This window comes from Pseudomonas sp. 1 (genome assembly GCF_056626735.1).
On record NZ_JBWXMQ010000001.1, the window covers coordinates 670180 to 680243 of the forward strand.

Sequence of the window (10064 nt, forward strand, 5' to 3'; positions counted from 1 at the left end):
AGCGTGGGAACGATCAAAGGCAGAGATTTCGGGCTGCGAAACCGCTCAAGAATGAAGTATTGTTGTGCCCATCCAAAAAAACGTCAGAAGCCTTGAACCGCTTCGGCGGTTGTTCAGTGATAGAGGGTGTCATGGGTAACGAAAGCATCAACTGGGACAAGCTGGGTTTTGACTACATCAAGACCGACAAACGCTATCTGTCGTACTTTCGCAACGGCGAGTGGGACAAAGGCACCCTGACCGAAGACAACGTGCTGCACATCAGCGAAGGCTCCACTGCGCTTCACTATGGTCAGCAATGCTTCGAAGGCCTGAAGGCCTATCGTTGCAAGGACGGCTCGATCAACCTGTTCCGTCCGGACCAGAACGCTGCACGCATGCAACGCAGCTGCGCCCGCCTGCTGATGCCACATGTGTCCACCGAGCAGTTCATTGAAGCGTGCAAGCAAGTGGTTCGTGCCAACGAGCGCTTCATCCCGCCTTACGGCACCGGCGGCGCGCTGTACCTGCGTCCTTTCGTGATCGGCGTGGGTGACAACATCGGCGTGCGTACCGCACCTGAGTTCATCTTCTCGGTGTTCGCGATTCCGGTTGGCGCCTACTTCAAGGGCGGCCTGACTCCGCACAACTTCCAGATCTCCACCTTCGACCGCGCCGCGCCACAAGGCACCGGTGCCGCCAAGGTCGGTGGCAACTATGCCGCCAGCCTGATGCCAGGCTCCCAGGCCAAGAAAGCGCACTTCGCTGATGCCATCTACCTGGATCCGCTGACCCACAAGAAGATCGAGGAAGTCGGTTCGGCCAACTTCTTCGGGATTACCCACGACAACAAGTTCGTGACCCCGAACTCGCCGTCGGTACTGCCGGGTATTACCCGTCTGTCGCTGATCGAACTGGCCAAGTCCCGCCTGGGTCTGGAAGTGGTCGAAGGCGACGTGTTCATCGACAAGCTGTCGGACTTCAAGGAAGCCGGTGCCTGCGGTACCGCTGCGGTGATCACCCCGATCGGCGGCATCAGCTACAACGACCACCTGCACGTGTTCCACAGCGAAACCGAAGTCGGCCCTGTGACCCAGAAGCTCTACAAAGAGCTGACCGGCGTGCAGACCGGCGACATCGAAGCGCCAGCAGGCTGGATCGTCAAGGTTTGATCTGACGGCCAGATGCACAAAAGCCCCCATCGAGTGATCGATGGGGGCTTTTTCATTCGTCCCGTTCGCGAACCTTCATGGCAATCCGCTTGCCCGCGCGACCGGCAATCCCGCTCGCCTGTCCGTTCTGCTGCTTGCCCATGCGCGCCTGGGTAATCAATCCGGGAATCAGCTCCCCCTCCGGCAGGTTCTTCCAGAACCGCGTCGGCAAATGCCCTTGCATGACTTTCTCGTTCAACCGCGCCGGGTTGAAGATGTGGCTGTAGTACGTCAGCCATAAATCACCGTGGGGATCATCGACGTTCTGCGCCAGTTGCTGCCACTCCACCGGGCATTGCCGTTGATGGATCAGTCGATCGCCATCGTAATAAACGCCGTCGCGGGGCGTAGCTATCAGCCAGCGATGCCGCCCCATGCGCCCGACGAAATGTTCGCTGGCGCTGTGCAGGATGTCGTGGGCCGGTTCGTGCCACGCTACATATTGCGGCCCCGGCAGATCCGCCGAGCGCTCGATGAAACGCACGAACGCATGCAGATGATGGGCTTCGCGCTGCACCTGCTTGATCCGGCGCTGCAACTCGCTGCCCAGTTTGTCACCGGCCATCATTGCGGTGCGATCGCCATGGCTGACGCGCCACAGCACTTCATACAGCAGACTCCAGCGTTGATCGCCCCGGTATCGAGATGCTTGTTCCAGGGTGTCAAGCAATGCACGCGGAATCCGAGCCTGAAACGGCCCCTGCCCTTCGGGCACCGACACGTCACTGGCGAACAGATCGCTCACGCCTTCCGACGCCCAGCTCACCAGACTCGGGTCGATTTCATGGCTGAGCAGCCAGCGCGCCTGCTGGCGCCAGATGTCGAACAGGTCGTCGCAATCGAGATTGATCATCCCCAAAGTCCCATCTGTTGCGGCATCGGCCGGTCGCGCAGTTGCTGATAGAGCATCTGGCTGGTGACTTCTGCCTGCTGCGGGTGGTAATCGCTGGTGATGATGAACGGCTTGGCCTTGGCCAGCACGCAACGCATACGCGCCACGTCTTCGTAGCGAATGCGCCGCTGCCGACGCAGCTCCACCAGACGTTCGGTGGTGCGCAGGCCGATGCCGGGAATGCGTGAGATCAACGCCGGTTCGGCGCGGTTGAGGTCCAGCGGAAACACCTCGCGGTTCTGCAGCGCCCAGGCCAGTTTCGGGTCGATGTCCAGCGCCAGATTGCCCGGCCCCTGAAGCAACTCACCGGCGGTATAGCCATAACCGCGCAACAGAAAATCAGCCTGATACAAGCGGTGCTCGCGCATCAGTGGCGGCGCGGCCAGCGGTACGCTTTTCGGGCTGTCGGGAATCGGGCTGAACGCCGAGTAATAGACCCGGCGCAGACGGAAGTTGCCGTAGAGCGCCTGGGCGCTGTGCAGAATTGTGCTGTCGTCGGTGTCATCGGCGCCGACGATCATCTGCGTGCTCTGCCCGGCCGGGGCGAACTTTGGTGCGCGAGGTTCGTTAAGCACGGTCTGCACGCCGGTGTAGATGGTGTTCATCGCCTGCTTGATCGAACCGATGTGCTTCTCCGGCGCCAGCGTCTGCAAACTGGCATCGGTGGGCAATTCAATGTTGACGCTCAAGCGGTCGGCATAACGCCCGGCCTCTTCGATCAGGGCAGGATCCGCGTCGGGAATGGTCTTGAGATGAATGTAGCCACGAAACTCATGCTCTTCGCGCAACAGCTTCGCGACACGCACCAGTTGCTCCATGGTGTAGTCCGCCGAGCGGATGATCCCTGAACTGAGGAACAACCCGCTGACGCAATTGCGCCGGTAGAAATCCAGGGTCAGCGTCACCACCTCCTCTGGAGTGAACCGCGCGCGGGGCACGTCGCTGGAGCGGCGGTTGACACAGTATTGGCAGTCGTAGAGACAGAAGTTGGTCAGCAGAACCTTGAGCAGCGACACGCAACGCCCGTCCGGCGTGTAGCTGTGGCAGATGCCCATGCCATCGCTCGATCCCAGCCCGCGCTTGCCCTCGGAGCTGCGCTTGGGCGCGCCACTGCTGGCGCAGGAGGCGTCGTACTTGGCGGCATCGGCGAGGATGCTGAGCTTGTCGATAATTTGCATGGCACGCACTCGATACTGTTCGCATATACAGTATAGAGAGCAATTGGCTCATTCAAGGTGCAATGCCGCTCTTCGTCGGATTGTCGCGCCGCAGCAGTCAGGTCAATTTGACTCAATGGCAGTCAGATTGACTCGATATCACGAAGGTCATAATGACTATCAAATCTGCGCAGCCCCTGATATTCAAGGCTGTCCGGCATGGCCCGAAAATTGACTGACTCACGGTAGCCATTTGGCTGAAGACCAAAAACGGGAGTTGAACATGGATCATGTTTTTCAGGGCAAGCTTGCGGTCATCACCGGCGCCAGTTCGGGCATAGGCCTGGCCGCTACCGAGCGCCTGCTCGACCAAGGCGCACGCGTGTTGGCCATGTCGCGAAAGCCCGGAGCACTGGCCGAACTGCTTGAGCGGTATCCACAGCAACTGGTCTGGCATCCCGGCGATGTCACTCAAGCCTCTGACCTTGCCTCCTTGGCCGAGCAGGCTGCGAGTCTGGGCCCGGCAAGCTTCGTGGTGCCCAATGCCGGTATCGCAGAACTCGCCGACGGGCTCGACAGCTCGGCGTTCGATCGCCAATGGGCGGTGAACGGCGCCGGAGCCCTGAACACGTTGGCTGCCCTGCGCCCGCACCTTGCAGACAAGGCGTCAGTGGTGTTCATCGGTACTTTTCTGGCCCAAATCAGTTTCGCGGGGCTGGCCGCCTACATCGCATCAAAAGCAGCGTTGATCGCCCATGCCAGGACCCTCGCGGTCGAGCTGGCGCCCCACGGCGTGCGCATCAACTGCGTCTCCCCCGGCCCGACTGCAACGCCGATCTGGTCGACATTGGGCCTGAGTGACGAAGCGCTCCGGGACGTGGCCCAAGGCGTCAACAACCGGCTTTTGAGCGGGCAGTTTCTCGAACCTGCGGCAGTGGCCGACGTCATTCTGTTCCAACTGGGCAATGGTGCTCGCGGCGTCATCGGTCAGGATTGGGTGGTCGATAGCGGTTATACCCTGAGCTAACGCGCATGCACCGATCCGGGCGTGGAATCCGTCAGCTTGCGACCTGACGAGTCCCGCCCGGCTTCGGGCAAAGCCAGACCCCAACGCGACGCAAATTCTCGACGCCCTTGCACCGTCAACGTCAGCGCCCGGCAGTCCAGATCCTGCGTCACCCATTTGCGCTTCAACGCAGCCTGCAATAACGCCGCCCCGAGCGAACCGCCTAAGTGCGGCCGGCGCATGCTCCAGTCCAGACACGTCGGCACCAATGTCAGGGGCAAAGGCCGGCGATGACGATTGCCAGCGCCACCGTAGGTAAAATCCTTGCTCATGACATCGACCTGAAGCGGTTCGCCTGGCATTACCGCCCTTCGCTGAACGGGCGAATTCCGCTGTTCAGCGAAGTACGGGCTTAGGCGTTGCGTAATTCGATCGTCAGGTGCGACAACTCATGCACCGGTGCCAGTCGTTCGCGAATCGCTTCAGCAGTCACGCCAGCCGCCGCGACTACGCTGACAATCGCCGCCCGCGCCTGCGGGCCGACCTGCCAGACGTGCAAATCGCTGATGCGTACGTCATCGGAGGTTTCCAGCAGTTCGCGGATCTCCTCGGCCACCGGCTCATCGGTGGTATCGAGCAGCACGGCGGCGCTGTCGCGCATCAGGTTCCAGGCCCATTTGGCGATGACGACGGAACCGACAATGCCCATCACCGGATCCATCCACACCCAGCCCAGATAGCGACCGGCCAGCAGCGCGGCAATCGCCAGCACCGAGGTCAACGCGTCTGCCAGTACGTGCATGTAGGCTGATCGCAGGTTGTTGTCGTGATGGTGATGATGACCGTGATCGTGGCTGTGGTCGTGACTATGGCCGTGGTCATGATGGCTGTGATGGCCGGCCAGCAAAAACGCACTGAGCAGGTTGACGCCCAGTCCGACCACGGCGATCAAGGTGGCTTCGCCGAACGCCACGCTGGTCGGCTGGAACAGACGGAAAACCGATTCCCCGGCAATCCCCAGCGACACCAGCCCCAGCACCATCGCCGAGGCAAAACCCGCCAGATCGCCGACCTTGCCGGTGCCGAAACTGTAGCGCCGGTTGTTGGCGTTGCGCCGGGCAAAACCGTAGGCCGCCGCCGCGATGCCCAAGGCGCCGGCGTGAGTCGCCATGTGGAAACCGTCGGCCAGCAATGCCATCGAACCGGTGAGATAACCGGCGGCAACTTCGCCGATCATCATCACGAAGGTCAGAACCACCACCCACAGCGTGCGGCGGGCGTTTTCATCGTGGGAAGCACCGAGAAACTGGTGGTCGTGGGAAAAGTCATCAACCTTGAGGGTCATGATATCGGCGCTCACTTGGAATATCGGCGGATGGCCAGCAACAACTCTTCCACGCCTTGGGCGCGGGCCTCGTCGCTGAGGTCGGGACGGGCGACATGCTCGCGGGCGTGGGCCTCGATGAACTGCTCCATCAGGCCGTTGATCGCCCCGCGAACCGCCGCCATCAAGTGCAACGTCTTGGCACAATCGGCCTCGGACTCCAGCGCTTTTTCGACAGCCTGAACCTGCCCGGCAATGCGCCGGACGCGGTTAAGCAACTCGCCTTTGTGTTCGTGTGTGTGCGACATACCTATACCCCCTACCCCTATATGGCGAGCATAGTCGCTGTTTAGATCAGAAGGGGCAAGGCCTGCTTTCGACCATCCGTCGCGGCTTGAAATTTTGATGTGAATGAGGCGGCACGTCAGACGGCGCCGCCTCTGGAAGGCTGTTCAGAGGCAGGGCCGTTGGGAACCCTCGTCTGTCAGGCCCATTGCAGTGGCGGGGACGACGAGAAGCAGAGGTCTACGTCCAGTTGCGCGGCGGCCGACAGGTTGACCAGCGCATCGAGAGAGAATTTGTCGATTTTGCCGTTGAGTACGTCGTTGAGGCGCGGCTGGGTGATGCCAAGACGCTTGGCCGCCTCCTTCTGCGGAAGCTCCCAGGCACGAATCGTTTCGCACAGCGTGCGCATCAGCTTGGCCCGCAGGCGCATGTTGGCCGCTTCCTGCGGCGTGTCTTCCAGTGCATCCCAGACGCTTGAGAAACGCTGGGAAGAGTTTTGATGATCCGTCATGGTTCAACCTATTTCCTGGTATCTGGCCCGTGCCAGTTCTATGTCTCGCGTCTCGGTTTTGCGCGTGGTCTTTTGCAGGGCGTGCAGCACATAAATCGCGTCAGGCCGGTTGACCACATAAAACACTCGAAACGCCCCTGAATCCTCGGTGATTCTGATTTCATTGACGCCCCGCCCGACTGTTTTCATGGGGCGCCAGTCAAAGGGTTCGTCGCCCTGTTGCAACAGATCCAGTTGGAATCCTGCAGCTCTGCGAGCATCGAGGGGAAAAGCTCTCAAATCCTTGAGCGCACTCCCGACAAACACCACGTCCTTGTGTCTTGGCATTGGCTTCTCCTGTGTTGGAAGGAAAAGCGTAATAGCCCGGACGGAATCGTGTCGCGGCGGTGTGTTGCAAGGAATGGCAGCGATCACATACAGCAGACTATATCGAAACCGATATAAATCAAGTTTGAATTGGCTTATCTGACATTTGGTATCACAAAGCAGAAATTGGCGAGTCGGCACACTTGTTAAGCCCACACAGATCCCCTGTGGGAGCGAGCTTGCTCGCGATGGCGGACTGAAAAATGACGCATCATTTTGCCCCCATCCGGGAGGCTACATTGCCTTGCGCCTTTGCCTACAACTACGCCAGAATCCGCCGGCTTGTGCTGTTTTGAGGGCGTCGGTAACTTGATTCGCATCACTGAATGGTCAGTGAACGGGTTTAGTCGCTCGATGATTTCTCAAAACTTTACATGTGCTCCAGACAAGTCAGGTGACCTTCATCTGCACTCTATGGCGGCTGTGTGCAGGGCACCCTCGGGTGCGCCGGTTTTGGGAAGTCGCCGGTCGACTAACCTGCGTACAGCTGCCACCTATTCGTTTAGTCGCGAGGTGGTGTCGGCATCACTTTGAGGCTTTCCCGAATGTTCAAATACGTTCCCGATCCACCCGAAACAGACGTACCCAACGAGTCCGACCCGACTTCGCCCTACTCTTCCACCGACTCAAAAAAACTCCACGAAGCCGCCGAGCGCGCCCTCGATCATTACCTGAAACCCACCGCCCCGAAACAACACTGCCCTAGCCGCATGTTCCTCATAGCCCCCAACCAGGATCAACATGCCCTGCTGGCCCACGCCTGCGAATCGATGACTTCGGCCAGCGTGATGCTCAGCGACTTCGCCGCGCTGCTGGACCCGCCCTACCGCAGCACCGTGCTGGGCATCGCCCAAGTGGTGATGTGTGGCGAACTGGCGGTCAATCGGGCGCTGGACACTCTCGATGCCACGACCTGAGGAACACCCATGGAAAGCAAATCCGATGCACACATCGTCGCCGCTCTGATCTCCATCGGCCTCAACGAAAAAGACAGCCAGTGGGCCCAGAAAGTCTGTCTGCTACTGCTCGAGAGCGAACGAAAATCCATCGTCACTGCCGCACTCAACGCCCTCACCCAACTCGCCCGTGACCATGGCGAACTGGACCGCAATCGACTGCTGCCCGCACTCACCAGCGTAAAGCGCCGATTTCCAAGCCTGACCGGCACGGTTGCCGCGACGCTGGATGAGATGGCGATTGCCGCGTAACGCCCCAGGTAAAAAGGCAAGAAAAAACCCGCTGGCTCCGTGAAAGGAGACAGCGGGTTTTATGACCTCAGCAGTGAAACGGGCAATCAATCCTCCCGCGTCAAAACCTCCAGCAACTCAATCTCAAACACCAGATTCGAATTAGGCGGAATCTTGCCCATCGTCCGCTCGCCATAACCCAGATGCGCCGGCACCAGCAGCTTGCGCTTGCCGCCCACCTGCATGCCCATGATCCCTTGATCCCAACCCTTGATGACCCGGCCCGTACCGATCACACACTGAAACGGCTTGCCCCGGCTCCAGGACGAATCGAATTCGGTGCCGTCTTCCAGCCAACCGGTGTACTGGGTGGTGATCAACGCGCCTTTGACGGCGGCTTTTCCGTCGCCGGGCTGAAGATCGATTATCTGCAGTTCATCATTCATGACTTTCACTCTATTGTTCCGCTGGCGGCCGTTTTCCCAGAAATACCGGCCCTTGGCAACCGTTTGACCCCGTGTTGGCCGTGATGGATGATGGCCACCCGCCACCCATCCCGAATCGATACGCCATGTCAGCGATGTTTGAATGACTCAACTCTGGATCGGCTTTGCCATTGTCGTTGTGCTGATGGTCGTGATCGCCGTTCTGATCCGCCGAGTGCGCGAGCTTCGTCAGCAACTCGCCGAGTATCGCGAACTGCTCACCCGAGCGGCCGAAGGACAGAACATTCACCAGGATGGCGACGCCGACCGCTTCAAACGCAGCCAGTATTTCGCCCGGATCGGCACCTGGGACTGGGAGGTCGACACCGACCGGCTCTACTGGTCGGATGCGATCTTCGGCATGTTCGGGTTCAAGATCGGCGAGGTGACACCCTCCTACGCCCTGTTTTGCTCCTGCGTGCACCCCGACGATCGCGCCAAGGTGCGCGCCGGAGAATTGCGCTGTCTGGAAACCGGTGAAAACCACGATGAGGAATACCGCGTGGTCTGGCCCGACGGCACGATTCGCTGGCTGCGGGAAACCGGCAACGTGGTACGCAACGATCACGATGCGGTGATCAAGATGATGGGCGTGGTGCGCGACATTACCGAAGAAAAGGCTTCGGCCAGCTATCTCCAGCATCTGGCCCATTTCGATCCGCTGACCGGTCTGCCGAATCGGCTGGTGCTGGAAGAACGGCTATCGGAAGCACTCGAACATGCCCGCGTGACCGAGACGCGGGTGGCGCTGGTGTTCATCGATCTCAACGGCTTCAAAGCAATCAACGACCGCTACGGTCACGCCGCCGGCGACCGCGTTTTGATCACTTCCGCCACTCGCCTGAAACGCATCCTGCGAGTCAGCGACACCGTCGCGCGGATCGGCGGCGATGAATTCGTGGTCATCCTGCAAGGCCTCGCCCCCGGCCTGAACCTGCAGGACGAAGCTCGCAGCATCTGCCAGAAAATCTTCATCGAATTGTCCCCACCCATTCCGATCGGCAACGACCAACGCCACATCGGCACCAGCCTCGGCGTCGCCGTATTCCCCGACCACGCGCCGACCATGGATCGCTTGCTGCACATTGCCGATCTGGCGATGTATGAGGCCAAGCGCAGCGGGAACAATCAGTATCGGTTGGGTGGCGGACAGTTGCTGAGTCATGGCCGGGTTGATTGAGTCCCCAGGCTATTTCTCGACCGGCTGAATCGCCACAATCGTCCCGTTGGTAATCATCACCATCACGTATTTATCGTTGATCTGCACCCACTGCGCCTGCGGCTCTGGTTGCTTGAGGCCTTTCTGTTTCCAGTTTTTGATGGCTTTTTCGCTGCGCTGGTAGATATCCGGGGCGCGGTCGTTGACGTTCAGTTCGCGTTTGCCGGTCGGTGATTGTTCGACAGTATCGTTCGAGGTTTGCGCCGCTTGAACGAGTGGGGTGATCCCGGCGATGCCGGCGACGAGGGCCAGGCTGGCGATTAGGGTCTTGTTGTTCATCGGTGAACCTCCTTCAGATGTGTGATACCTGAACTCCGACTGCGGGGTTCGGGAATCATTCCGTGTTTTTGGTCTCGGCTGACCGAGAGACTGTAGTCGTCAAAAAGACCGCTATCGCTGGCAGGCTGAATCATTAACTCCATTCTGCGGATTCAGGCTCGCG

At 59.8% G+C, this 10064-nt stretch carries 13 protein-coding genes and 2 pseudogenes; 6 read left to right on the top strand and 9 right to left on the bottom strand.

Going from position 1 to position 10064, the window contains the following annotated elements:
- The first annotated feature begins 131 nt into the window (after positions 1-131).
- Entirely contained in the window at positions 132-1151 is a 1020-nt protein-coding gene (locus AC1MDC_RS03010) for a branched-chain amino acid aminotransferase (protein WP_085698139.1), read from the top strand.
- Positions 1152-1203: 52 nt separating this feature from the next.
- On the opposite strand, the gene AC1MDC_RS03015 is transcribed toward AC1MDC_RS03010, so the two are convergent.
- Positions 1204-2043 carry a TIGR03915 family putative DNA repair protein gene (locus AC1MDC_RS03015; protein WP_266200032.1) on the bottom strand — a complete coding sequence of 280 codons (840 nt, stop codon included), beginning with the start codon at positions 2041-2043 and terminating at the stop codon, positions 1204-1206.
- Positions 2040-3260: a putative DNA modification/repair radical SAM protein gene (locus tag AC1MDC_RS03020; RefSeq protein WP_266200031.1), complete on the bottom strand. Its 1221-nt coding sequence runs from the start codon at positions 3258-3260 to the stop codon at positions 2040-2042. Before AC1MDC_RS03020 ends, AC1MDC_RS03015 begins: the two co-directional genes overlap by 4 nt.
- Before the next feature lie 262 nt (positions 3261-3522).
- Here AC1MDC_RS03020 and AC1MDC_RS03025 point away from each other — a divergent pair, with 262 nt between their 5' ends.
- On the top strand, positions 3523-4266 hold the full coding sequence (locus AC1MDC_RS03025) for an SDR family NAD(P)-dependent oxidoreductase (protein ID WP_085705075.1): 744 nt from the start codon (positions 3523-3525) through the stop codon (positions 4264-4266).
- On the opposite strand, the pseudogene AC1MDC_RS03030 reads toward AC1MDC_RS03025, so the two are convergent.
- A pseudogene (locus AC1MDC_RS03030) lies at positions 4263-4502 on the bottom strand (transcriptional regulator); the annotation flags it as partial. The gene AC1MDC_RS03025 and the pseudogene AC1MDC_RS03030 sit on opposite strands and share 4 nt — an antisense overlap.
- A gap of 3 nt (positions 4503-4505) precedes the next feature.
- Here AC1MDC_RS03030 and AC1MDC_RS03035 point away from each other — a divergent pair.
- A pseudogene (locus AC1MDC_RS03035) lies at positions 4506-4661 on the top strand (cytochrome P450); the annotation flags it as partial.
- Here the strand turns inward: AC1MDC_RS03035 and dmeF are convergent.
- The 4 genes from dmeF to AC1MDC_RS03055 all read right to left on the bottom strand — a co-directional run bounded on the left by dmeF (position 4658) and on the right by AC1MDC_RS03055 (position 6692).
- Entirely contained in the window at positions 4658-5590 is a 933-nt protein-coding gene (gene dmeF / locus AC1MDC_RS03040) for a CDF family Co(II)/Ni(II) efflux transporter DmeF (RefSeq protein ID WP_480392488.1), read from the bottom strand. The pseudogene AC1MDC_RS03035 and the gene dmeF overlap by 4 nt on opposite strands.
- 11 nt (positions 5591-5601) lie before the next feature.
- A complete protein-coding gene (locus AC1MDC_RS03045; RefSeq protein WP_085698135.1) occupies positions 5602-5877 on the bottom strand; it encodes a metal/formaldehyde-sensitive transcriptional repressor in 276 nt (91 codons plus the stop codon).
- A gap of 176 nt (positions 5878-6053) precedes the next feature.
- On the bottom strand, positions 6054-6365 hold the full coding sequence (locus AC1MDC_RS03050; RefSeq protein ID WP_085698134.1) for a helix-turn-helix domain-containing protein: 312 nt from the start codon (positions 6363-6365) through the stop codon (positions 6054-6056).
- Positions 6366-6368: 3 nt separating this feature from the next.
- Positions 6369-6692, bottom strand: coding sequence for a type II toxin-antitoxin system RelE/ParE family toxin (locus tag AC1MDC_RS03055; RefSeq protein ID WP_065258430.1), 324 nt, complete (start codon positions 6690-6692; stop codon positions 6369-6371).
- A gap of 584 nt (positions 6693-7276) precedes the next feature.
- On the opposite strand from AC1MDC_RS03055, the gene AC1MDC_RS03060 reads away from it, so the two are divergent.
- The gene (locus tag AC1MDC_RS03060) at positions 7277-7648 is read left to right on the top strand and encodes a DUF6124 family protein (protein ID WP_266200028.1); all 372 of its coding nucleotides are present in this window, start codon (positions 7277-7279) and stop codon (positions 7646-7648) included.
- 9 nt (positions 7649-7657) lie between these two features.
- Positions 7658-7939, top strand: a complete 282-nt coding sequence (locus tag AC1MDC_RS03065) for a hypothetical protein (protein ID WP_266200027.1) — start codon at positions 7658-7660, stop codon at positions 7937-7939.
- Between the two features lie 86 nt (positions 7940-8025).
- Here AC1MDC_RS03065 and AC1MDC_RS03070 read toward each other — a convergent pair whose 3' ends face one another.
- On the bottom strand, positions 8026-8364 hold the full coding sequence (locus AC1MDC_RS03070) for an FKBP-type peptidyl-prolyl cis-trans isomerase (protein ID WP_007952931.1): 339 nt from the start codon (positions 8362-8364) through the stop codon (positions 8026-8028).
- Between the two features lie 142 nt (positions 8365-8506).
- On the opposite strand from AC1MDC_RS03070, the gene AC1MDC_RS03075 reads away from it, so the two are divergent.
- The gene (locus AC1MDC_RS03075; protein WP_266200026.1) at positions 8507-9583 is read left to right on the top strand and encodes a diguanylate cyclase domain-containing protein; all 1077 of its coding nucleotides are present in this window, start codon (positions 8507-8509) and stop codon (positions 9581-9583) included.
- A 9-nt stretch (positions 9584-9592) separates the two neighbouring features.
- Here AC1MDC_RS03075 and AC1MDC_RS03080 read toward each other — a convergent pair whose 3' ends face one another.
- Positions 9593-9901: an RcnB family protein gene (locus AC1MDC_RS03080; protein WP_085698130.1), complete on the bottom strand. Its 309-nt coding sequence runs from the start codon at positions 9899-9901 to the stop codon at positions 9593-9595.
- Positions 9902-10064: the final 163 nt, after the last annotated feature.